Origin of the sequence: Streptomyces sp. NPDC087845, assembly GCF_044742755.1 — a bacterium.
GTDB lineage: Bacteria > Actinomycetota > Actinomycetes > Streptomycetales > Streptomycetaceae > Streptomyces.
The window spans coordinates 58,509-81,221 of the sequence record NZ_JBIUVC010000019.1 but is presented as its reverse complement, the minus strand read 5'-3'; the positions used below and the strand labels follow the sequence as shown (position 1 = coordinate 81,221).

General features: G+C 72.7%; 14 protein-coding genes and 1 pseudogene. 8 read left to right on the top strand and 7 right to left on the bottom strand.

The window, feature by feature from the left end:
• Positions 1-99 precede the first annotated feature (99 nt).
• The 3 genes from ACIOMQ_RS34530 (at position 100) to ACIOMQ_RS34520 (ending at position 4,372) form a co-directional block, all read left to right on the top strand.
• The gene (locus ACIOMQ_RS34530) at positions 100-2,415 is read left to right on the top strand and encodes a hypothetical protein (protein WP_362211210.1); all 2,316 of its coding nucleotides are present in this window, start codon (positions 100-102) and stop codon (positions 2,413-2,415) included.
• Between the two features lie 75 nt (positions 2,416-2,490).
• Positions 2,491-3,273 (top strand): SAM-dependent methyltransferase, encoded by a 783-nt coding sequence (locus ACIOMQ_RS34525; protein WP_401270868.1) that lies wholly within the window; start codon positions 2,491-2,493, stop codon positions 3,271-3,273.
• Positions 3,274-3,484: 211 nt separating this feature from the next.
• A complete protein-coding gene (locus ACIOMQ_RS34520) occupies positions 3,485-4,372 on the top strand; it encodes an SDR family oxidoreductase (protein ID WP_402191770.1) in 888 nt (295 codons plus the stop codon).
• Positions 4,373-4,737: 365 nt separating this feature from the next.
• Here the strand turns inward: ACIOMQ_RS34520 and ACIOMQ_RS34515 are convergent, their stop codons facing one another.
• Both ACIOMQ_RS34515 and ACIOMQ_RS34510 read right to left on the bottom strand, forming a co-directional pair.
• Positions 4,738-5,184 carry a hypothetical protein gene (locus tag ACIOMQ_RS34515; RefSeq protein ID WP_362211220.1) on the bottom strand — a complete coding sequence of 149 codons (447 nt, stop codon included), beginning with the start codon at positions 5,182-5,184 and terminating at the stop codon, positions 4,738-4,740.
• A gap of 274 nt (positions 5,185-5,458) precedes the next feature.
• Positions 5,459-6,098 (bottom strand): annotated as a pseudogene (locus ACIOMQ_RS34510) (ISAzo13 family transposase); the annotation flags it as partial.
• Between ACIOMQ_RS34510 and ACIOMQ_RS34505 the strand changes: the two are divergent.
• Both ACIOMQ_RS34505 and ACIOMQ_RS34500 read left to right on the top strand, forming a co-directional pair.
• Positions 6,098-6,964 carry an IS701 family transposase gene (locus tag ACIOMQ_RS34505; RefSeq protein ID WP_402191792.1) on the top strand — a complete coding sequence of 289 codons (867 nt, stop codon included), beginning with the start codon at positions 6,098-6,100 and terminating at the stop codon, positions 6,962-6,964. The pseudogene ACIOMQ_RS34510 and the gene ACIOMQ_RS34505 sit on opposite strands and share 1 nt — an antisense overlap.
• A gap of 250 nt (positions 6,965-7,214) precedes the next feature.
• Positions 7,215-7,757, top strand: coding sequence for a hypothetical protein (locus ACIOMQ_RS34500; protein ID WP_362211223.1), 543 nt, complete (start codon positions 7,215-7,217; stop codon positions 7,755-7,757).
• A 33-nt stretch (positions 7,758-7,790) separates the two neighbouring features.
• On the opposite strand, the gene ACIOMQ_RS34495 is transcribed toward ACIOMQ_RS34500, so the two are convergent.
• Both ACIOMQ_RS34495 and ACIOMQ_RS34490 read right to left on the bottom strand, forming a co-directional pair.
• Positions 7,791-7,964: a CsbD family protein gene (locus ACIOMQ_RS34495; protein ID WP_362211226.1), complete on the bottom strand. Its 174-nt coding sequence runs from the start codon at positions 7,962-7,964 to the stop codon at positions 7,791-7,793.
• Between the two features lie 245 nt (positions 7,965-8,209).
• A complete protein-coding gene (locus tag ACIOMQ_RS34490; protein ID WP_266798967.1) occupies positions 8,210-8,365 on the bottom strand; it encodes a DUF6131 family protein in 156 nt (51 codons plus the stop codon).
• A 631-nt stretch (positions 8,366-8,996) separates the two neighbouring features.
• Here ACIOMQ_RS34490 and ACIOMQ_RS34485 point away from each other — a divergent pair.
• A complete protein-coding gene (locus ACIOMQ_RS34485; RefSeq protein WP_362211230.1) occupies positions 8,997-9,419 on the top strand; it encodes a hypothetical protein in 423 nt (140 codons plus the stop codon).
• Between the two features lie 52 nt (positions 9,420-9,471).
• Positions 9,472-9,684 (top strand): hypothetical protein, encoded by a 213-nt coding sequence (locus ACIOMQ_RS34480; protein ID WP_362211233.1) that lies wholly within the window; start codon positions 9,472-9,474, stop codon positions 9,682-9,684.
• Between the two features lie 457 nt (positions 9,685-10,141).
• On the opposite strand, the gene ACIOMQ_RS34475 is transcribed toward ACIOMQ_RS34480, so the two are convergent.
• On the bottom strand, positions 10,142-11,581 hold the full coding sequence (locus ACIOMQ_RS34475) for a carboxylesterase/lipase family protein (RefSeq protein ID WP_401939973.1): 1,440 nt from the start codon (positions 11,579-11,581) through the stop codon (positions 10,142-10,144).
• Positions 11,582-11,610: 29 nt separating this feature from the next.
• On the bottom strand, positions 11,611-12,528 hold the full coding sequence (locus ACIOMQ_RS34470; protein WP_401270886.1) for an MBL fold metallo-hydrolase: 918 nt from the start codon (positions 12,526-12,528) through the stop codon (positions 11,611-11,613).
• Between the two features lie 137 nt (positions 12,529-12,665).
• Here ACIOMQ_RS34470 and ACIOMQ_RS34465 point away from each other — a divergent pair, with 137 nt between their 5' ends.
• A complete protein-coding gene (locus tag ACIOMQ_RS34465) occupies positions 12,666-13,574 on the top strand; it encodes a helix-turn-helix domain-containing protein (RefSeq protein ID WP_401939970.1) in 909 nt (302 codons plus the stop codon).
• A 481-nt stretch (positions 13,575-14,055) separates the two neighbouring features.
• Here the strand turns inward: ACIOMQ_RS34465 and ACIOMQ_RS34460 are convergent, their stop codons facing one another.
• Complete coding sequence (locus ACIOMQ_RS34460) at positions 14,056-22,203, bottom strand: type I polyketide synthase (protein ID WP_402191768.1); 8,148 nt, start codon at positions 22,201-22,203, stop codon at positions 14,056-14,058.
• Positions 22,204-22,713: the final 510 nt, after the last annotated feature.

Here is a 22,713-nt window from a genome sequence, read left to right as displayed (position 1 = left end):
GTTGTCTGCCTCGGCAGGCGCGCCGGTACCGTACTCGCGGTGGACACGAGACCGGTCGCGGGCCCGCCCGGACGCGGAGCAACCTGCAGGTTTGAACGGATGGAGAGACAGCGGCTGATGTGGAACGACACGGCCTTCCTGGTCGGCGCAGATCCGGCCGAAGTACTGCGTACGGCACCGCCGCCGGTCGACGAGGCCGAGCGGCGCACGGCGGCCGCGTACCGCTCGGTGGCCTGGCGGCTCAGCCGGGCCGACGGCGTGGGGCGGGCCCAGCTGCTGTCCCTGGAGGCGGCCCGCTTCGGGTGGCCCGACCTGGCAGCACGGTTCGCCTCGGTCGCACCGTCCGGGGAGCCGACCGCGCCGTGGCGGGTGGGCTGGGCAACAGGACGGCGGGCCGACGAGCGGACCGTGCGGGTGATGCGCTGCGACGGCGTGCACGCGGTGCTCGCCGTGCGGAACGGGCGCCTGGTCGCCGTGGACGCCGTTCCGTTCGGCGAGGTAAGGGCCCTGGACGTGCTCGACGGGACGTCGAGGGAACTGTTCAAGGCCCCGCAGGACGCCCGGGTGGTGGGGTCGGTCGAGGCGGGCGGGCGGGTACTCGTCCTGACCGGCCACGAGGCGCGCGACCGGCACTGGAACACCGATCGGCAGGGGCCCGACGACACCGTACGGGCCTGGGACCTGAGCACCGGCGAGCCGGTGGGCGAGCCGCTCGCCGTGGCCCATGGCCTCCTCACCACCGTGGCGGCCATGGGGGCGGACGGCCGGACGCTCCTGGTCAGCGGTGGCTGGGACGGGCTGGTCCGGGTCTGGGATCCGGCCACCGGCCGGGAAGTCGCCGAGCCCGCCGGGGGACACCGGGGCTGGGTGACCGCCGTTGCCACGGCGCGGGTGGCGGGCCGACCGGTCGCCGTCACCGCGGGAGAGCACGACCATCACGTCCTGGTCCGGGACCTGCTCAGCGGCCGCCCGGTCGGCCGGCCGCTGACCGGTCACTCCGCGCCCGTCCTGGCCGTGACCACCACCCACGCGGACGGCCGGGCCCTTGCCGTCACCGCGAGCGAGGACCACACGGCCCGCGTCTGGGACCTGGCCACCGGCGCGCAGCTCGGCGCCCCGCTCACCGGCCACGGCCACCGCGTCTGCGCGGTCACCACCGCCCTCGTCGACGGCCGCATCCTTGCCGTCACCGGAGGCTGGGACCACACCCTGCGGGTGTGGGACCTGCTCACCGGCGCGCAGCTCGCCGATGCCTTCACCGGCCACGACCAGCCGGTGCAAGAGGTGGCGGTCACCACTTCGGACGCGGGGCCCGTCGTGGTCGCCCGGGCCTCCGACGGCCTGTTGCGCACGTGGTGCCTCACCGAACGCCGCCACGGCGGCGACGTCGTCGACGGCCCGGGCCGGAAGATCGCATCGCTGACCACAGCAACCGCGGGCGGCCGCCGCATCGTGGCCACCGGCCGGTACGACGGAACGGTCGGCCTCTGGGACCTCGCGCGTCCTCGCACCACCCGGCCCTTGTCCGGCCATACCGATACAGCCCTTCCCGGGGGCATGGCCACGGCTGTCGTGGACGGGCGCACCCTGCTGCTTACTGCGGGCCGGGACGGGCTCGTGCGGATCGCGGACCTGGAGACCGGCGATGCGTTCGGGGCCCCGCTCGACTGCCGGGACACAGAGCCGGCCGCCCTCGCGACGACCGTCGCCGATGGTCGGCCCCTCGTCCTGGTGGGTACCCGGACCGGGACCGTCCGGATATGGGACCTGACCGCAGGGCAGGAGACCGAACCTCCCCTGGCCACCGGTGACGACCGGGGCGTACGAGCGGTCGGGGCCATCTCGGTCGACGGCCGCACCACGCTCGTCACCGGCCACACCGACCGCACCGTCCGGATCTGGGACCTGGCCGACCGTGCCTCGCTCGGCCGGCCGCTGCACGGCCACACCCGTGCGGTGGAGCGAGTCTCGACGGCCCTCGTGGACGGTACGCCCGTCGCCGTCACCACCGCCGGGTACGACCCCCAGCCGAGGGTCTGGGACCTCACGACGGGCCGGGAGCGCGGAGAGCCGCTGTTCGGCCACCGCAGCCGGATCGCCGACCTGGCCGTCACCACGCTCGACGACCGGACCGTCGCCGTCACCTGCGGCGACGACGCCACCGTGCGCGCCTGGGACCTGCACACCCACACCCGGATTAGCCGCGCCCTGCGCTTCCCCTACCGGGTACACAGCGTCGCACCTGTCGACGGCGGCGCACTGCTGGTCGGCTTCGCCGACGAACTGGCCCTGCTGCCCCGGGCAGAGCTCTCGGACGGGCCCTATGAGTCAGTGCGGTGGCCGGGTTGTCGCCGGTGCCCCCACTCCAGTGAGGCCGCCGCGCCTTCCTTCCCGCGATCGACCCGGTCCAACTGAAGCCGGCCGCACTCGCCGCCTGACGGGCCACCTCAACAGTCCACGGCGTTAACAGCCGTGATAGAAGAGGGCGTTATGAACCACGAGGCACACAGAGCAGACCAACTTCACAGTGCTGTTCCCCACTCGGCCCGAGTCTGGAACTACTGGATCGGTGGCAAGGACCACTACCCGGTGGACCAGGAACTGGGAGACCAGGTCATCGCGAGCTACCCCCAGACCCGTGAACTCGCCCTGGCGTCCCGGGCCTTTCAGGCGCGTGCGGTGCGGTATCTGGCCGAAGCGGAGATAACCCAGTTCCTGGACATCGGAACCGGGCTCCCCGTGCAGAACAGCACCCATGAGGTCGCACAGAGCGTCGAGCCGAAGGCTCGCATCGTGTACGTCGACAACGATCCGCTGGTTCTGACGCACGCCCGTGCCCTGCTGACGAGTTCGCCGGACGGAATGACGGACTATGTGCACGCGAACATGCTGGAAGCCGAGCGGGTACTCCAGGAAGCGGCGCGCACCCTGGACATGACACAACCCGTGGCCGTCATGGTGCTGTCCACGCTGGGACATGTCGAGCCCCGGGCCGGCATCGAACTCATGCGTCGGTACATGGCCGGCACGGTCGCAGGAAGCTATTTGGTCCTCTGCGACACGATCGCCACGCCGCAGACACTTGCCGCCCAGGAGGCCTACGCGGCGGGCGACACTCCGCCGTACCTGGTGCGCCGGCCGGAGGAGATCCTCGCGAGTGCCGAGGGCATGGAGTTGATCGAGCCCGGGTTCGGGTCGATCACCCTCTGGCGAGCGGACGAAGAGAATCTCGAGCCCGTCGACCAGTGGGGATTCGTCGCCCGCAAGTTGTAGGAAGCGCCCCCCGCAGTCAGCGGTCGGCGAACTCGACCGCGGTCGTTCGCGCATCCCGCCGTTGTGGAACGGGAGCCCTAGTTCAGCTGTGCCGGGCACGGTGGGTGTGGTGGTCGGGCTGCGAGTGCGGTCTCGGAGTCGGCGGGACCGAGCAACGAGGCCGCACACTGATCCACCAGGGGCTACGGGACAGCCCTTAGCGTATGACGCTATGACGGTCCTGATTATCGGCGGCAGCGGATTCCTGGGAGCCGAGCTGGTGCGCCGGGCGACGGCTGCGGGGTGGGACACGGCCGCAACGTTCCACTCCCGCCCCGCGGGCTTTCCCGGAGTCGCATGGCACCAACTCGACCTCTGCAACTCCAAGCGCATCGAAGAGGTGCTTGCCGAGGTCTCACCGAGCGCTGTCATCAACACCGCGAGCAGCAGGGCCGACTGGGCGGTCACCGCCGAGGGCCCGATCCGCGTGGCGATGGCCGCGGCGAAACTCGGCTTCCGGCTGGTCCACGTCTCCAGCGACGCCGTGTTCTCCGGCAAGGACGTCCGCTACGACGAGACCTGCCTTCCCGACCCGGTCACCCCGTACGGCGCTGCGAAGGCGGCCGCCGAGACCGCCGTTCTGCTTCTCGCGCCCGGGGCTGCTGTTGCCCGCACCTCGCTGATCCTCGGACACGGCCGCTCCGTGCATGAAAGAAAAGTCCACGCTCTGGCCGCCGGGGTGGTCGACGGGATCCTGTTCACCGACGACATCCGCTGCCCGGTGCACGTCGAGGACCTCGCCTCCGCGCTGTGGGAGCTCGCGACGTCCGACACAGCCGGAGTGTTCCACCTCGCCGGACCTGACGCCCTCAGCCGTCACGACCTCGGCCTCCTCATCGCTCGGCGTGACGAGCTCGACTCCTCCCGGCTGCCCGCCGGACGACGAGCCGACACATCCTTGCTCGGGGCCCTCGACGTACGCCTCGACGCCCAAGCCACGCAGCGGCTTCTGCGGACCAGGCTTCGCGGCGCCCGCGCGTTCCTTCTCGGGCAAGGTGACACAGGTGACAACGGGCGAGCGGCCCGGGAAGGCAGGGCGTTTCCGCCGTCCCGCCCGTGAGCCAGCGGGCCGTATTCCTCCACCCGCTCCGACCTGACGATCTGCACATCAGTCAGCCGGGGCAGACCACTGACCCCTTCGAGGCCACTCCGGCGTGGCCGCTCTCGCGACACCGGCGCCGCCGACGGTGCGTCGACCGCTCCGAGACACGCGACGCGCCAACGCTCTCCCGGCTCTTGTCCCCGCCCTCGAAGCGATGCACGACCTGGAGCCGGACCCGCTCCCGCGCGGCCCTTGCGGCGGAGGTCACACCGTCACCATGCGGATATCTCACTGCGCCAGGAGTGCTGAAGCCGCCTGCGCGCTCTCCGGCGAGCAGCCCGACATCACGTCTTCAAGTTCGGTAGCCGCGTTACATCACGCGTTCAAGTTCGGTAGTCGCGTTCCGCCTCGTAGTGCATGCCCGCGCACAGCGCCCAGGCGATGAAGAGGTTGATGGCGATGAGCACGGTTGCCCACAAGGGGTAGTAGGGCATCCACAGAAAGTTGGCGATCGCGCCCAGCCCAGCGATGGCGACACCGAAGAAGCGCGCCCACACGGCACCGCTGAGCACCGCGAAGCCGGCGAGGACGAGAATGATGCCCAGGATCAGATGGACCCAGCCCCAGCCCGTCAGGTTGAACTCGAATACGTAGTGGCGCGTCGCGAGGAACAGACCACCCTTTGCGATAGCGGCGATCCCCTCGAAGATCGCCATCGCCCCACCGACGATCATCAGAACGGCTGCGAGAACGGTCAAACCGGACCGGAACGCATGCCGCGAATTCGTACCCACGGTGCCTGTTTCGGGTCTGTTGATGTCACTGGCCATCTCGGCCTCCTTGGCGGCTGAACCATCCGGCCGGGCGAACCCGCCCGGTCGAAGTTCTCCCACGTCCAAGGGTGTCATGGCGGTACCCCGACGGCACTTCGTGGCTGGCCTTCCAGAGAATGCCCCGTTCAGGCGGAATCCGTCAGGGCGCACCGGTCGGCCGTACCCGATCGTCGGCAGCGCCTGGTCACGGTCGAATCGGACCCGACGAATAGGCTTTGTCGCCCCCAAGGTGGTCGGGCCGAGTGCGCGGGTGTCCGCCGTCCGGCCGAGGAACACGGAGTCCGCTTTCCAGGGCGAAGGCGGCGAGGTGCTTCCTCCATGTCCAGCGGCGAGGGTCGTTGGAACCACCACAGTCGGCGGTGATCAGCAGCCGGCCGGCGTCCGGGGGCGTCCCGTCCGCGCTGCTGCCACCAACGACGGATGGATTCCACCGCGAACTCGCCCGTGTCGTGGTCGGTCCCGACGTTGACCCAGCCGGTGTTGCGAGCGATGTCGTAGATCCCATAGGGGATGACCACGGGCTGGTCACTGGTGGTGAACGTGTGGCTGTCCACACGGATGGGGTTCTTGCCCGGACGCCAGATGCGTCCGGGTCGGTCGCGGCTGCCAAGCCACTCCTTGGCCTTGGTGTCCACGCTGATCACCGGCTGGTTGTCTTCGAGGAAGGCCGCGGTGGTGGCGTTGATGTGCGTGAACTGAGCATCCCGGTCCGGATGACTGGCGCCTTCCGTGGTCTTGGCGGTGCCCTGCAGGCTGTATCCCAGGGCATGCAGCAGGCGCCCAACGGTCGCCGCGCTGACAGGGTGGCCCTGAGCGGTCAGCGCCGAGGCCAGGGACCGCAGCGAGAGCGTGGTCCAGCGCAACGGCGAGACCGGATCGCCCCGGGTGTGCGGCTCGATCAGAGCTTCAAATACGGGCTTCCGGCCGCACGGAGAACTGCCAGATCGGCGTCTTCGCCGCCCACGCAACTGGCCGCGGCCACACCCTGGTCGACCGAAGGCTCTACCTGTCCAAGTCCTGGACCGAGGACCGCGAACGCTGTTGGGCCGCCCGTGTCCCCGACGACCGCGCCTTCGCCGCGAAAGGCGAACTGGCGAGGGCCATCATCCTGCGGGCCCTCGCCTCGCCCTTGCCTGTCGGCCGGGTCGCCGCGGACTCCGCCTACGGCCAGGACACCCACTTCCGCCGCTTCCTCGAAGACCATCAGCTCTCCTACGTCGTCGCCGTGCCCAAGCCCCAGCAGGTCCACGGCCCGCGCATCGACCACCTCATCGGCCAGGCCCCGCCGGAAGCCTGGCAGCGGCTGTCCGCAGGAAGCGGCACGAAGGGCGAGCGTTTCTACGACTGGGCCGCAGCCCGCCTGCCCGCCGCGTGGGAATTCGACGAACCCACCCGGCAACGCTGGATGCCGGCCCGCCGCAGCATCGCCAAGCCCGCCGAGATGGCCTACTACCCCGCCAGCGCACCCCTGGAAGCCACCGTCGCCGACCTCGTACGCATCGCCGGCTGCCGCTGGAAGGTCGAGGAATGCTTCCAGAGCGCGAAGAACGAATGCGGCCTGGACCAGTACGAAGTCCGCCGCTACGTGGGCTGGTACCGGCACATCACGCTCGCCATGCTCGCGCACGCTTTCCTCGCCGTCCTGGCCGGCCAGGAACGAGAAAAGGGGGCATTGAGCGGGACACACCCAACCTCGTGGACCTCACACCGGCCGAGATTCGACGTCTGCTGGCAGTTGGACCCCGCCGCCGTGCTCCACACCGCGACCACGCGATGACGTGGTCCCACTGGTGTCGCCGCCACCAAGCACGCGCCCGCCACTGCCACTACACACGGCGGGGTCACACCTTTGTGGGACCACCCGGCAAAGACCGCCCCACCCTCGATTCCATCCCGCTACACACCCACGCCCAAACCATTGACCAGCACGAAGGAAGGAGTCCAACTGGAGTGGAATATTGCCCTGTGAGGTGGTATGAGGTCAGTGATGGAAAGCTACCGCGAAACGTGACGAGGAGGTTGTTCCGATGCGCGAGAACACGGAACAGCGCGGAGACGACGAGCGCCTTGGGCGGCGTCCCGGGCTGCTGCGACGGTGGCGAGAAACCTTGGACGAGCACACCGACCCAACCCAGCGCTCCCTCCTTGCGACCTGGCTCTCCTTCGGGGCCACCTTCGGGGCCGCACGCCTGATCACTCACGGCATCCGCAGCGGCCGGTTGCCCTGGGGCAACCTCTCCACGTCGGGCGGAACCCACATGCACCATTACAACTTCGGTATCGCCACACTGGCCGGCGTCGGACTGGTCGCCGTACGGGGTGACGCTCAATACGTCGGACATCCCGGCGTCGGGGCGGCCTACGGCGCCGGAACAGCGCTCATCGCAGACGAATTCGCCCTCCTCTTGGACCTGAAGGACGTCTACTGGGCCAAACAGGGCCGGATCAGCGTCGACATCTCGCTCGGCATCATCTCCGTCCTCGGCCTCTACCTCACCGCCGCCCCCTTCTGGCACGAACTGACCAAAGCCACCCGCCAGCATGCCCTGGAGCGCCACTCCTCCGCGTAGGACCCCTGCGGGTCGGGGCGAGGGGGGTGATGGTCAGTGTTTGAACGCGTCCTTGATCTTCGCCCCAGCCTGTTTGATGTTGCCCTTGACCTGGTCGCCGCGTCCTTCCGTCCGCAGACGCGGGCTACCTGTGGCGCGCCCGGCAGCCTTCTTGGCGCCACCTTTGACCGCTTCGGCTTTGTGCGCGATCTTCTTGGCGATACTCATGGTCGGCCGTCCTACTCCGGGCCGAATTGCTCCCGTAGCTTCCGGCCGCGCGTGGTGACCATCCACGCTGCCACCGTGCACAAGAGAAGCACCAGCACGACGGCAATGATGATGACAACAGGGGACCTGGGTCCTCCGCTTGTCAGCCGAGTGAGCCCCGTGCAATGCGGCCCCCCTGTCACGCCTCGAAGGGGGCGGTTCAAGCGCCCACGCTGGCGGTTGTCGTGCAGCGGGTGTGGCCGCGCCTACCAGTAATGCCGTCGTCCGCCGACCGCGTGGCCCAGGCTTCCCAGCAGGAACAGGATCGCCCCGATCACGATCAGGATGATCCCGACCGTCCACAGAATGGTGATCTTGGCCAAGAACGCCACAATCAGCAGAACGACTCCGATGACGATCACGGTTTCCTCCGATCACGCATGACCCCGAGCCCCACCCCCTTGTTAATCGTCCTCCCTGCCTGCCCTACTGACAAATTGCCCAGCAGGGTCAAAAGGGCCGCCGTACCGCAGGCCGGACGCGTGCTTGCCTGTGCGGCCCGCGGTAGCCCTGTCGGTCTCCATCTCGGCTGCTGGGCGCCACCAGGTCGTACGACGAGCGCGCCCTTCGCGGGGAGTGGCACGGACGGAGACCGGAAGACTGCCTGTCCGGCGGTGCCGGCCCTACCGTCCACGACGGGTGACCCCGGCCGGACAGCTTGTGCAGGGTGGGAGCTGCCAAGCCCGACGACTATGCGTCCCGCCCTGGCGCCTGGTGAAAGGCGACGTCGGCCCAGGCGCTCAGAGCGGGGCGGGGCGGCATATCGAGTGTGACGGCGATGATGCAGCCTTGGGCCAACCGTGACAGCTGAGGGCGAGCGGTGCAGTGTCGACGCGCCCTGCTGTCGGCTGAACGAGCTATCTCTCGTGATAGGCGACGAGTCTGAGTCGCCGAGGACACAGCGCTCACCCAAGCCTGACGTCATGGATCTGACGCTTCATGCTTTCCAAACAGACTTATTCTGGATAAACACCGCAATTCCCGGAGCACGTCATGATTCTCATCCTGGGGCTCATCATCCTGATCGCCGCGGTTGTCGTCGCCGTGGCCGGCATTGTCACCAACGGCGGCAGCGCTCACCAGCTCACCAACGACTTCTCGGTGTTCGGACATCACGTGACCGGTTCCACCGGCACACTGTTTCTCTACGGCATCATCGTCGGGGCGCTGGCCATGTTCGGGCTGAGCCTGATCGTGGCCGCTGTGCGCCGCCCGTCCCACCATTCCAGAACCTCGCGCCGGGGCCTCAGGCAGTCCGGCCGCGAGCCAGCTGCGGATCGCGAAGACACGATAGGTCAACGCGACACCCACCGAGCGGAGACTGCGCACCGACCCCACGACGACCGCTCTGTCTCCCCGGGCAGTGGTGGGGCGCGCAGGTGGCATCTCTTCGGGCACCGATCCGCCCATCAATAGCCTTGGCGGCGTCGGCGTGCCGGGGCCTGCGAACCGTCGCACGATAGGAGGCATGGCTGCTGCACCGGTAGTCGTGCACCGGCCGTCGCCGTCTGGCGGCCGACGGGTGACGGCGTACGGCCACATCCTCGGCCTCGCCCACGACGACCAGGACCTGATCGAATTCCTCCGCCGCGCCGGCCTCCCGGACGCCGAGACACTGATCGACGACCCACAGATGGTGGAGTGGCGAGGAGGCCGCGCCCACCAATGGGACGCGGCCTGACCGGCCTCAGAAGGCAGCGAACCGACCGGGTCCCCTCTTGTCGTCCTGAGGTTCCCCCGAGATGCGCGGGAGGTGACAGCGGGTCAGATGGGACGGAAGCCACCCCCACTACCAGAGGTGACCAATCATGCCACTCCACAGGTCTTGACCGTTCCTCTGTCGCCACATGTGAGATCCCACATCAATGGTGGGGTCTCGGATTTCGTGGCCGAATCCCACGAGCGATGGCCAGGCGGTGGCCGAGCGGCCACGAATCTGAGACCTCCTGGTCGGAGCGTTCATGTAGTTTCCGCACCGATTCGGGCTCTTCCACGTGTGTAAGAGCACCGCGTGAGCATGTGCTCAAGTGTCACGGAGGTTCTCGCTGGTTGGTTGCCGAGCGGCGGAGAAGCTTGCGGGCGCGACCGGTCGCCCCGGACTTCGGCGACCGGCGGCGCCCCGTCCGGTGAGAGGACGCTCAGCCGCCGAGGATCTCCGCCACGGGCCGCTGCGGGTCGTAGGGAGCCCAGCCCGGGTTCCCGGTGCCGGCGAACGCGACCCAGGCGCCGTGTACCCGGGCTGCGAGCCCTGCTGTGGCGGGGTCGGGGCCGAGTAGGCGGGTGTCCCCGTGCAGCCAGGGTTTGTCGGCGATGTCGAACACAAAGGGCAGTTCGACGGTGTGGGCAGCGCCGAGTCGCCCGTCCAGGGCCGTCGAGCGGTACCCGAACGAGTAGAGGTGCGTGCGGCCGCCCGAGATCCGCGCGTGGGCCTGCGCCATGCGTGTCGTACCGGCCCCGAACAGTGCCTGCCCGAGCACGGCGGAGCGCAACTCGCCCGGTGTTTCGTCCGGCCGTGCCGCGCGGTGCGCGGCGAGGTCGGTCTCCGGGTCTGCATGCACCCGGGTGGCGAGGGCGAGCACGTCGGCCTCCGTGGTGGACTCCAGGTCGCCCTGCGGTACGAGGTAGAGGTGCCCCTCTTCGGTGTTGGTACCGATGAGCAGGTCGACGTCGCCGGCCGGGCCGTCGGCGAGACCGTCGGCGGGCTGGACCGGCAGGACCAGGCTGAACGGGCTGAGCCCGGCCAGCGGGTCCGTGGCGGTGCTGGTGCGGAGGTCGAGGCCGGCCAGTGCGGGCAGGATCGCCAGGAAGCGTTCGTCCGGGATCGGGGCGAACGCCTCGGCGGTCGGTTCGACGCCCAGCGCGGCGGCCGCCGCGGCGGTGACCCGTTGCGCTTGCTCCGGAGTGAACGCGCCGGTGCCGTTGCCACTTTGGATGATCGCCCGCCGGAACAGGCCGTTGGCCTCCGGTGTCGCGAGCAGCGCGCCGGTGAGCGTGGCACCCGCGGACTGGCCGAAGACCGTGACGTTCTCGGGGTCGCCGCCGAATGTCGCGACTGTGTCGTGCACCCAGCCGAGTGCGGCGAGCACGTCGAGCAGCCCGCGGTTGGCCGGAGCACCCGCCAGATCGAGGAACCCGGGGATGCCGAGGCGGTAGTTCACCGTCACGAGGACGACGTCGTCACGGGTGAACGCGCTGCCGTCGTAGAGCGCGGCGCGGCTCGAACCGGTGACGAACCCGCCGCCGTGCACGAAGACCATGACGGGGCGCCTGCCGCCGTCGGCGGCGGGCGTGTGGACATCGACGGTCAGGTACTCCTCGCCGGGCACCCAGCCCGGCCCGAAGTAGGGGGCCATGTCGAGTCGGCCGAAATCGCGGGCCGGCTGGGGAGCCGTGGGCGAGGGCTGCGTGCCGTCGCGGACACCGGACCAGCCCGGGTGCGGTGCGGGCGGGGCGAAACGGCCGGCGCCGGTCGGCGCCGCCGCGTAGGGGAGGGCGCGGTAGCGCTCGCCGGATCCGTCACGGACGCCGCGTACGGCGCCCGCCGGGGTTTCGACGACCGGATCTGCCTGTTGGGTCACGGAACACACTTCCTCTCTGGAGGGGGACATCAGGAGATGCGGGAGAAGCCCGCCCACTCCTTGATCGCGAACTTCGACCCGGTGCGCGCGACCTCCGCGGCGCCTCGGCCGCCGAAGTGCGCCGGGAATACGAGCGCGTTGTTCTCGGCGGCGCGGCCGAGAAGCTTGTGCCGGGTGGCGCGGGACTCCGCCGGGTCCTCGCAGAAGCAGGAGTTGGTCTCCGGCTCCGCGATCTGCAGCGCGGTGTGCACCAGGTCCCCGACGAACAAGGCCTGATCGCCGCCGGATTCCAGGGTGAGCACGGACGAGCCGGGGGTGTGCCCGGGAGCGAGATCGAGACGCAGGTTCTTGTCGATCCGGTACGTCCCCTCCCACAGGCGTGTCAGTCCCGCCTGGTGGACCGGTGTGACACTGTCCTCGAAGACATTCTGGTTCCCGCGGCCGAGCACGGTCCTGTTCTCGTTGGCCGGGTCCCAGAACTCGAAGTCCCGCCGGGTCATCAGGTACGTGGCGTTCGGGAAGGCCGGCACCCACGTCCGGCCGTCGAGGCGGGTGTTCCAGCCGACGTGATCGATGTGCAGGTGGGTGTTGACCACGATGTCGACGTCCTCGGGCCGCACCCCGGCGGCGGCGAGGTTGTCGAGGTAGTTCGTGTCCAGGCGGCTCCACACCGGCGCGTAGGGCCGGTCCTTGTGGTTGCCCACGCCGGTGTCGACGAGGATCGTGCGCCCCTCGCTGCGCAGCAGCCAGGACTGGATCGCCGTATGGCACTCGTCCGTCTCCGGGTTCCAGAAGTCGGGCGCCAGCCAGTCGCGGTGCTCGTCCCACGAGCCGTCGGGGCTGTCCGGGAAGAACTGGCCCGGGGCCATCTCGACCGAGCCGTAGAACTCTTTGATCCGGGTGACGGTGACGTCGCCAAGGGTGATCTGCTCGGGGTTCTGATCCATGTGGTCCGTCCTCGGGTCCGGGGTACGTGGCCGAATGAGACCGAGCCTGGACGCGCGGACGGGCACGAACCAGTCCCGGGTTGTCCTACCCCTCGCAGGGTGTGGCCGGGATCGGCCGCGCACCGAATACTGGGGCAATGAACGGACCCGGCCCCCTCGGCGCCTTCCTCCAAGCACGACGGGCGCGGCTGCGGCCCGAGGACGTCGGCCTGCGCGACTTCGGGCCCCGCAGGCGGGTGGCCGGGCTCCGGCGCGAGGAACTGGCCCAACTGGCGGGCGTCAGCGTCTCGTACTACACGCGGCTGGAACAGGGCCTGTCCCGCGGGGCCTCGGCCGAGGTGCTCGACGCGATCGCCCGCGCTCTCCTGCTCGACGACCACGAGCGCGCGCACCTCGACCGGCTCGCCGGCGCCGCGCGCCACGCGCCCCGGGTGCGCCGCCCGCGGCCCGAAAAGCTCGCCGACGAAACACGCGACCTCCTCCGCGCCGTCGACGGCGTCCCGGCGATAGTGCTCGGCCGCCGTACGGACGTGCTGGCCTGGAACACCCTTGGGCACGCCCTGCTGGCCGGCCACCTGGACTTCCGCGGCCCGGACGACCCGGCGCGACGCCCGAACATGAGCCGGATGCTGTTCCTGGACCTGCACTGTCAGGAGCTGTACGCGGACTGGAAGCGCAAGGTGCGCGCGGTGGTCGGCAATCTGCGCATCGCCGTCGGCAGGCACCCGGAGGACCCGCTGCTCGCGGAGCTGATCGGCGAGCTGACGATGAAGAGCCCGGAGTTCGTCGCGCTGTGGGGGGACCACCGGGTGGAGCCGTGCGATGCCGCGTCCTACGAGCTGCACCATCCCGTCGTCGGCACGGTGACGGTGACACAGCAGACGCTGTCGATCGCCCGTTCACCGGAACAGATGCTCATCGTGTGCACCACCCCCGCCGGCTCCTCTTCCGAGGAGGCCCTCGCGCTCCTCCGGCAGGCGGGCGGCAGCCGGGCGCCGCACGCGGACAGCGTCGGCGTTCCCGGGAAGTCACCCCGACAGGCGTAGGCGGCCCGGACCCTGCAGCCCGGCCGGGTTCCCTCCGGCAACCAACGCGTCACCGCGGACGCGGTCGACGAAGACCCGGAGCGCTTGCTGATCACCATCCACAGCGGCGACATGCGGCCACCGGCATCCGCCGCTGTTCCAGATCGACCGGCTCGGTGCAGACCTCGGACAGCCCCCCGCTCGAACGCGCCGAACGCGGCACGGCCACGAAGCCGGCCCCGTTCGGGAACGCGTCGCCGGGGCGGCCCGGAAGATCCCGGGTGAGGAAATGACGCGGCGGTGAGAGGACACCGGCGGTTGAGCAACGTGCGGCAGCTCCGCCCCGGCCGTCACCGAGCCCTCCTCGGCAACGGCCGGGGCGTACTCGAACCGACGAAGGCTCATCGGCTCCTCCTCCCTGCGGTGACCGCGGTCCGCCCCGTTGTCATCGTCCGCAGGTCAGGTGGGCGGCTCCGGCCTGCCCCCGCCGGGTGGCCGTGGCTCAGCCGGTGCGCCCTGCGAGCCCGTCGGCCCAGGCGCGGACCGCCCGGGCCGTGGTGACGGCGTGTTCCTCCACCATCGTCCAGTGATCGCCCGGGACCTCCATGGTGTCGCACGGACCGGGCCAGGAGGCCTGCCCCTCACGCCCGGCCGGGGTACCGCCGTGGGTGTCCGCCTCCGGCGGCCGTTCGGCGGCGCGGACCATAAGGACGGGCACGTCCGGGGGTTCGGGGCGCCACCCCCGGAGCATTCGGGTGTAGGCGCCGAACGCGGCCAGGGCCATGTCGTCCACCGCCGTGTCGAACTCCGCTCCCATGGCCAGGGCCGCGCGGGCGGGCATGGCGAGCAGCCATGGCTCGGCCTCCCGTTCGGGGGTCACGTGGTAGGTGTCGAGGAGGACCAGGCCGGCGGGCGGAGTGCCGGTGGCCGCCAGCCGCGCGGCAACCGCGTGGGCCGGGCACCCGCCCATCGACCACCCCAGCAGGACGGGACGGCGCCCGCCCAGCCGCTCACGCAGGGTGGCCGTGTGCAGGTCCACCAGTGTCTGCCAGTCGCGCGGCAACACGTCGCCCGAGGTGACCCCCGGGTGCCGCATCTCCAGCACGTCCCGGTCCTCCCCGAAGTGGCGGGCGAGCGTGGCGTACCAGGGCCTGCCGAGGGCCGGGGAGAAGCCGGGGAAGCACACCAGCGGCGGCCGGCCGGCCTCCCCCTTGGCCAGGTGGAGCGGGTCCAGGGCGTGCGCGTCGGTGTCCTCGGGGCCGAAGCCGGGGACTGCCAGTGAGGCGGTCACGAGCAGGTGCATCGCCGAGACGACGTCACCCGTCGCGCACACGCGGCGGTAGAGGGAGGCGAGGGTCTGGGGGGACCTGGCCTTCGCGGGGCGCACCGGCCCGGCTGCGGCTGCCTCCCCGTGGGACGGCGCCTCGGAAAGCCCGGCGAGCAGATGCTCCGTCAGCTGCTCGCTGGTGGGCAGGTCGAAGGTGAGGGTGGGGGGCAGCTCCAGACCGGTGAGCAGGCTCAGCCGGTTGCGCAGCTGAACGGCGGCCAGGGAGTCGAGGCCGAGTTCGCTGAGAGCGCGGTCGGCCGCTACGGCGGCCGCGCCGGTGTGCCCGAGCACGTCGGCGACCGCCTCGCGGACCAGCGCGAGCAGAGCGGGGGCATGGTCGGCTGCGGGCAGCCGCGCCAGCCGTTCGCGCCACGCACCCGCCGTCTCGTCCGGCACCCGGCCGGTACCGGAGGCGGATCCCCCGCCGTCACCGGGCTCCCCGGCCGCGGTCGGCGGAGGGCCGGACGGACCGGACAGGTCCCGCAGCGGCGGCGGGAGGGGTCGTCGGGCCCGGGAGGCCGCCGGGTCCAGCGGCAGCGGCGCAAGGACGGGCTCACCCGCCGCCAGGGCGGCGTCGAACAGCGCCAGGCCCTCGGCCGCTGTGACGGCCCGGACCACGCCGTCACCCGTCCGGCCGGTACGGGCGGCCATCCCCTCGCCTCCCGCCCACGGTCCCCACACCAGCGAGAGCGCGGGCAGTCCCCGGGCCGTCCGGTGGAGCGCGAGGGCGTCGAGGAAGGCGTTCGCGGCGGCGTAGCCGGCCTGGCCGGGGTTTCCGAGCAGGCCGGCCGCCGAGGAGAAGAGCACGAACCGCGACAGGGGCAGATCCTCCGTCAGCTCGTGCAGGTGCCAGGCCGCGTCCGCCTTCGGCCGCAGGACGGCCGCGACACGCTCGGGTGTCTGGCCCTCCAGCACACCGTCGTCGAGGACCCCCGCCGCGTGCACCACGGCGGTCAGGTCGGCAGAGTTCGCGGCGATCACCCCGGCCAGCGCGGAGCGGTCGGCGGCGTCGCAGGCCACCACGTCGACCCGGCCGCCGGCGCGCTCGATCCGCTCCCGCAGTCGGCGCGCGCCGGGCGCGTCCGGGCCGCTACGGCTGGTGAGCAGCAACCGGCGTACGCCGTGACGCTCCGCCAGATGACCGGCCAGCAGGGCGCCGAGCGCCCCCGTCCCGCCGGTGACGAGCACCGTGCCGTCCGCCTCGAACCCGGCCGCCCGGGCGGGCTCGGCGGCCGCCGGCCGGGTCAGCCGGGGCAAGTGCACCCTGCCCGCGTGCACGGCGAGCTGGGGTTCGCCCGTCGCCAGGACGGCCGGCAGCCGGTGCACCGACTCCGGGTGGCCGTCGACGTCGACGAGGGTGAGGCGGCCGGGGTACTCGGACTGGGCGCTGCGCGCCAGCCCCCAGACCGCGGCGGCGGCCAGGTCGGGGTCCGCGCCGGTGGCACCCCGGGTCACCAGGACCAGGCGCGTTCCCGGGGCCAGGGCGGGCAGCCGGCCGCGCAGCAGCTCCAGGGCCCGGGTGACCAGGTCGTGCGTGCCGGCCACCGGGCCCGCGGACGGGCCGGGCGGGGCCAGGGAGACGAGGAGGGCGGACCCGGCGGAGGGCACCCCGGGCCCCGGCCGCCCGGGGACGGACGCGCCGCCGCCCGGGGCCGTGTCCGCGGCCGACGCGGGCCGCCCTGCGCCGGACAGCGCCGCGGCCAGGCCGAGGTCGTCCGGCGTGCCCACCTCCCAGGCGGGCGGGGCCGAGCGGGCCGGGTCGGCGGGCGTCCAGTGCGGCCGGTACAGCGGTTCGGGCCGCGGGATCCCGCCGGCGCCGTCGGGGCCGGGTACCGCGCGGGTGGTCAGTTCCGCCACCCGCAGCACCGGCCGCCCGGCCGGGTCGGTGAGGTCCGCCGCGACGGTGTGGTCCCCGGTGTGGCGGAGCCGGACCCGCAGGGCGGTGACGCCCGCGGCGTGGCGGCTGACGCCCCTCCAGGCGAACGGCAGCCGGCCGGTCCCGCCGGGCTGTGCCGGATCCGCGGAGAGCAGCAGCGACGCATGCAGGGCGGCGTCGAACAGCGCGGGATGGAGGACGTAGCGCTGCGCCTCGGCCACGGCCTCGTCGGGAAGCCGTACGTCGGCCAGCAGGTCGTCGCCCTGCCGCCACATCGCCCGCACGCAGCGGAACGCCGGGCCGTACGCGTGACCCGCCTCTGCCAGGCGCTCGTAGGCTCCGGTCAGGTCGACGGGCACCGCGTCCGGGGGCGGCCAGGACTCCTCGTCGCCGTGCGCCGGGCCGGGACCGCCGGCCGGCGGTCCCAGACGGCCGGTGGCGTGGTGGGTCCACTCCCCGAGGGGGCCGCCGTCCCCGGGGCGCGCGTGCAGGTCGACGGTCCTGCGGCCGGACGGGTCCGGCGCGCCGAGCACCACCTGCACCTCGACGCGCTCGCCGGAGCCGGGCAGGTGCAGCGGGAGCAGCAGCGTCAGCTCCTCCAGTTCCGCCAGGCCGCAGGCCGCGCCGGTGTGGAGCGCCAGGTCGGCGAGAACGGTGGCGGGCACCAGCACCCGGCCGTGCACGACGTGGTCGCGCAGCCAGGGCTGCCCGGCCTCCGACAGGTGGCCGGTGCTCAGCAGGCGGTCCGTGTCCGGGAGGCTCGTCGTCGCGGTCAGCACCGGGTGGCCGGTGGCGTGCGCGGTCGTGTCCGCGGGGCCTGCCGCGGTGACGGAGGGCTCGGCCAGCCAGTGGCGCTCGCGCTGGAAGGGGTAGGTGGGCAGGCCGATTTGCCGGGCGGGCGGGCCCGGGTGCCCCTGCCGGACCGCTTCCCAGTCGACCGGGAGGCCGTGCACGTGCAGCCGGGCGAGTGCCGCCAGGAGCGTGCCGGGCTCCGGGTGGCCGGGCCTGGTCGTCGCGGTGAACACGCGGTCCCCGGGCTCCCCGACGGTGCTCAGCGCGGCCGAGGTGAGGTGGGCGCCGGGACCGGCCTCGGCGAAGGCGGTCACCCCCGCTTCGTCCGCGAGGTGGCGCACGGCGTCGGCGAAGCGCACCGTCTCACGGGCGTGGCGGACCCAGTAGGCCGGTGAGCGCAGGTCGTCCCCGGTGGCCGGGCGCCCCGTGAGGGCCGAGACGACCGGGATGCGGGGCTCGTGGAAGGCGGCCCGCGACACGGCCCGGGCGAACTCCGCCAGCGCCGGTTCGACCAGCGGGGAGTGGAAGGCGTGACTGGTCCGCAGGCGTTCGGTGCGGCGCCCGCGGGCCTCGAAGCGTGCCGCCACCGCCGCCACCGCCTGTTCCGCCCCGGAGACGACGACCGACCGGGGGCCGTTCACCGCCGCGACCGCCACCGGCCCGGCCGCGGCCGGGGTCCTCGCGAGTTCCGCCGTCGCCTCCTCCTCGGTGGCGTCCAGGACGGCCATGGCGCCGCCGGCCGGAAGGCCCTGCATCAGCCGGCCCCGGGCGGCGACCAGGCCGACGGCGTCGTCCTCGGTGAGGATCCCGGCGGCGTGCGCCGCGGCCAGCTCCCCGACGGAGTGTCCGGCCAGGACGTCGGGCCGCACCCCCCAGGAGGCGAGCAGTCTGAACAGGGCGACCTCGAACGCGAACAGGCCGGCCTGGACGACATCGGTCCGGTCGAGGGCGTCGGCGGCCTTGCCCGGCTCGGGCCACAGGTTCTCGCGCAGCGGCCGGTCCCCCGCGCCGACGGCGTCGAACCGGCCGCACAGCGCGTCGAAGGCATCGGCGAAGACCGGGTAGGCGGCGTGCAGTTCCCTGCCGAGGCCCGGCCGTGCGGCGCCCTGGCCGGTGAAGAGCAGGGCCAGCCGTGGGCTCGTGCGGACCGGTACGGGCGCCGTCGTCCCGGCGGCGAGCCTGTCCAGTGCGCTCAGCAGGCCGGCGCGGTCGTCCGCAGGTACCGCCGCCCGGTACCGGAGCGCGGCGCGTGTGGTGGCGGCGGAGAACACCACGTCCCCGAGGGGCTGTCCGGGCCGCTCCCGGAGGAACGCGGCCGTACGCCGTGCCTGGGCCCGCAGGGCGCCCGCGTCGGCGCCGGACAGCAGGAGCGGCGGGTGCGGAGCGGCCGGGGTGCCGCCGTCCTCCCCCGCGTCCCGCTCCGCGACGGCCTCCTCCAGGATCACATGGGCGTTGGTGCCGCCGATACCGAAGGCCGACACCGCGGCGCGGCGGGGCTGCCCGGGGGCGGGCCGCCACGGCTGCTCCCGGGTCAGTGGCCGTACGGCGCCCGAGGACCAGTCGACGCCGGGGGACGGCTCGTCGAGGTGCAGCGTGCGCGGCAGCACGCCGTGCCGCATCGCCAGCACGGTCTTGATGACCCCGGCGACACCGGCCGCGGCCTGGGTGTGTCCGAGGTTGGACTTGAGGGATCCGAGCCACAGGGGCCGGTCGGCCGGGCGGTCGTGCCCGTAGGCGGCGAGGAGCGCACGGGCCTCGATGGGATCACCGAGCGGGGTGCCGGTGCCGTGCGCCTCCACGGCGTCGATCTCGGCCGGGGTGAGTCCGGCGGCGGCCAGGGCGTCGCCGATCAGCCGCTCCTGGGCGGGTCCGCTGGGCGCGGTCAGGCCGTTGGACGCGCCGTCCGAGTTGACGGCGGAGCCGCGGAGCACGGCGAGCACCGGATGGTTGTTGCGCCGTGCGTCGGCGAGCCGTTCCAGCAGGATCAGTCCGACGCCCTCGCCCCAGGCGGTTCCGTCGGCCGCGGCGGAGAACGGCTTGCAGCGGCCGTCCGGGGAGAGTGCGCGCAGCCTGCTGAACGCGGCGAACGGCACCGGGCTGGCCATGACGGTGGCGCCACCGGCCACGGCGAGGGAGCACTGTCCCGAACGCAGCGCCCGCGCCGCCCAGTCCATGGCCACCAGCGACGAGGAGCAGGCCGTGTCCACGGTCACCGCGGGCCCCTCCAGGCCGAGGGTGTAGGCGATGCGCCCGGAGGCCACGCTGCCGGCGGATCCGAGCGCGAGGTGGGCCTCGTACGCGTGGCCCCCTCGGTGCAGCAGACGGCCGCCGTAGTCGCCGTGCATCACTCCGACGAAGACACCGGTGTCGCTGCCGCGCAGGGCGGTGGGGGCGAGGCCCGCCCGTTCCACGACCTCCCAGGCGGTCTCCAGCAGCAGCCGCTGCTGGGGGTCGGTGGCCAGCGCCTCCCGGGGCGACATGCCGAAGAAGGCCGCGTCGAAGTCGGCGGCCCGGCGCAGGAACCCGCCGCGCCGGGTGACCGAGGTGCCCGGTCGGTCGGGGTCGGGGTCGTAGAGGGCGGCCAGGTCCCAGCCGCGGTCGGCGGGGAACGCGGAGGTGGCGTCCGCTCCGTCGGCGAGCAGCCGCCACAGCTCCTCCGGCGTGCGGACGTCGTCCACGGGCCCCGGGAAGCGGCAGGCCATCGCGACGACGGCCACCGGCTCGTCGGGCGGCGGGGCGTCACCGCGGGTGCCGCGCCCGGCCGGGCGCGCCGCCGGGGGCGGGGGGCCGAGCAGCGCGTCGTGCAGGAAGCCGGCCACCGCGTCCGGAGTCGGACGGTCGAAGACCAGGGTCGAGGGCAGGTCGAGGCCGGTGGCCGTCCCGAGCCGGTCGCGCAGCAGCACACCCTGGAGGGAGCCGAGTCCCAGGTCGGCGAAGGTCTGTTCGGGGTCGGGTCGGGTCCCCCGCGCTTCGTCCGCCTCGGCCGTGGCGTCGAGGACGAGGCGCAGCACGGTGCGGTGCCGCTCCGGGGCGGGCAGTGCGAGCAGCCTTGCGCGCAGCCCGGCGCGGGTGTTCGCGCCGTCGTGTGCGAGGGCCTCGGCCAGTTGGGCGGCCAGGACAGTCCGTCGGATCTTGCCGGAGGAGGTGCGGGGCAGGGAGGCGCTCGGCCGGATCTCGTCCGGCACCTTGAACGCGGACAGCCGCTTGCGGCACGCGGCCCGCAGTCCGGCGGGGTCAAGGCCCTGCGGGCCGGGGACGACGAACGCCACCGGGACCTCTCCCAGCACGTCGTGGGAGCGGCCGACGACCGCCGCGTCCGCGACTCCGGGGCAGGACAGCAGCACCTGTTCCACTTCCACCGGGTTGACGTTCTGTCCGCCGCGGATGATCAGGTCGCCCACGCGGCCGGTGACCCGCAGCCCGCCGCCTGGTGTGCGATGGCCGAGGTCGCCGGTGCGGTACCAGCCGTCCCGCAGGACCTGCGCCGTGCTGTCGGGGCGGTTGTGGTAGCCGGTCATCAGACCGGGGCCTCGCACCCAGATCTCGCCCTCGTCGCCGTCCGCGACGGTGTCCGCGGAGACCGGGTGGGCGATCCGGACGTCGACGCCGGGCAGTGGCTGCGGCACGCGGTCCGGGCCCGGCGTGCCGGGCCGGGCGAGCGCGATCTTGCCGCTGATCTCGGTGGCGCCGTAGCCGTCCAGCAGCGGTGCGCCGAGCAACTCCTCCGTCGAGGCGCGCAGTTCCGCGGGGCAGGGTGCTCCGGCGGTGACGCACACCCGCAACGCACCGGTGACCGGCCGGGTCCCCCGCAGTGCGCTCACCAGCAGGTGGTAGGTGGCCGGGACCCCGGCCAGCATCGTGAAGGGCTCGTCGGGCGGCTGTCGCCGCAGAGCCTCCACGACGTCCACGCCCCGGTCCAGGAGCCAGGCGCACGCGCCGGTCGCGACCACCGCGACGACGCACAGCGAATGCGCGTAGGTGTGGTGCAGCGGCAGTGGCCACAGCAGCCGGTCCCGCTCGGACATGCCGAGGAGCGGTGCGTAGGCGGCGGCGGTCGACCACAGCGCCGCCCGCTGGCTCGTCACCGCGCCCTTGCGCGTGCCGGTGGTGCCGGAGGTGTAGAGGATCCACGCCGGCTCGTCCAGGGCGAGGTCGTCGCGCGGCGGTCCTGGCGCGTCGGTCCCGGCGAGTTCCTCGTACGGCACCACGTCCGCGGGCGGCCCGGCCGGCGGTGCCACCGGGCCCACGACCACGCGCGCCCGCAGCGGGGGCCGCCCGGCCGCCACCCGTGTCAGCCGTTCGAGGAGCGGCGCCTCGGCCACGGCCGCCACCGCACCGCTGTCGCCGAGGACGTGGGCCAGTTCGTCGTCGGTCGCTCCCGGGTCCAGTGGCACTCCGACGGCGCCGGCCCGCAGGGCCGCCAGGCAGCTCTCCACCATTTCCACCCGGCTGGGCAGGCAGAGCAGCACCCGGTCCCCGCTGCGTACGCCCAGCCGTGCCAGATGCCCTGCGACGCGGGCCGTCCGTCGTTCCAACTGTGCCCAGGTCACCTCGCGTTGCCCGTCCCGGAAGGCGGTCCTCTCGCCCGCGCGCGCAGCGTGTGCCCTCAGCGCCTCGGCCAACGGGCGGACCAGTTCCGCGCGGACATCCGCCATGCGTACCCCTCTTGTGCTCTTGTGCCCCCGACGCCCAACAACTATAGGGTCAGCGGGGGTTCGGCTCCGCCAGGCACTCCGGGCACGGCCCGTCACGCGGGTTGGGACGGAGGCGGCCGGGCCGGGCAGGGGTGCCGGCTCGGCCTGGACGTGGCGCATCACCAGGGCGCAGGCCGGCGCGGCGGTCCCGGGGGAAGTCCGGGTCGTCGAAGAAGGAGGACGCGGCGGAGCGGACCCGGGCCGCCTCCATGTGCCGGGCGCCGGGCCTGAGTTGCCTCGTGTCCGGTTGCCGGCCCGCCCGGCTGGGCCGGCAACCGGTGCCGCTCCGGAAGGTGCGGGAGGCCTGGGCGAGGTCGGCGAAGTGCACGCTGCCGCGCAGTTTCACCGGCGGGTTCGGTTTCGGCGTCCACGCGGTCGGCGCCCGCTGGGGGTTCGCCAGACACTCCGGCTTCACCCGGACCTTCCGGGCCGCCATGGGGATATCGGTTGGTCGTGGCCAACTAAGGTCTG